General features: G+C 62.2%; 2 pseudogenes. Both read left to right on the top strand.

What is annotated here, in order from left to right:
- A pseudogene (locus PA598K_RS37475) lies at positions 1–444 on the top strand (hypothetical protein); the annotation flags it as partial.
- Positions 434–889 (top strand): annotated as a pseudogene (locus tag PA598K_RS32060) (hypothetical protein); the annotation flags it as partial. The pseudogenes PA598K_RS37475 and PA598K_RS32060, both read left to right, overlap by 11 nt.

Raw genomic sequence — 889 nt, 5'->3', positions numbered from 1 at the left:
ATCCTGATCGAGGAGGCGGTGACGCAGCGAGAACGGCGCAAGATCGAGCGGTCTGCGCGCTGGTTCCCTGGCAAGTGGATCGCACAGCGCAGATTCGTCAGCGAGCCTTTGGTGGCGGAGGATATGAGCGGGTCGCGAGCCCGTGACCGCCGAGGCGAGGGCGACGAGCCGCATCAGTCGGGTGAGCCGCCTGTACTGACGAGGGTGCCAGTCAGACTGCCCAGCACTGACCGGCAAGACGAGCCTCATGAGCAGTTACCGCCAGGTGAGCCGTCTTTAAGCAAGGACGGGTCGGGCAAGTACCATGTCTGCATCGGTGTATTTACCGTGGATGGCCGGTGCGCAGGCTTCTACGGCAGGATCAGCCCCTATGCGCGTATCGATCATCGCGCGATCGACATCCCGGTGTTGGTCGCCAAGGAAGGTGAGGAGCATGTTAGATAACAAGACCGCCTACAAAACGTGGGCCCCCACAGACGCCGTCTGGAGCGAGTGGGCGAAGCCCGTGCTGTTCATCCGGCCACCGGATACGGACTGGATCGCTATAACCGAGCCGCGCATCGAATATGTGACAGCGGCGGAGCGCCATACGATGCTGATCCTGGATCTGCCGGAGATACAAGGCGTGGAGGAGGGCTTGTCTCTGGCGCGCATGGGCTATCGGCCGGTGCCGTTGTATAACGGCGTGCGCAGTCCGCAGCGATTAGCGGCAATGGTTCAGGTGGACGCATTGGTCAAGGCGTTATTCCGAGGGGCGGAGGAGCTGGGCGGACTTGGGCTGTCTCCAGACGCGCCGCCAGCCTTCCTGCTTGATGCGAACCGGATGAACGGACATGGCATGAAGCCCGGCATGTTCGATAATCGCTGGTGCGTGCTGCCGCAGGATATG

It is taken from the genome of Paenibacillus sp. 598K (assembly GCF_003851045.1).
Lineage (GTDB): Bacteria > Bacillota > Bacilli > Paenibacillales > Paenibacillaceae > Paenibacillus_D.
This window is presented reverse-complemented; position numbering and strand designations above follow the sequence as displayed.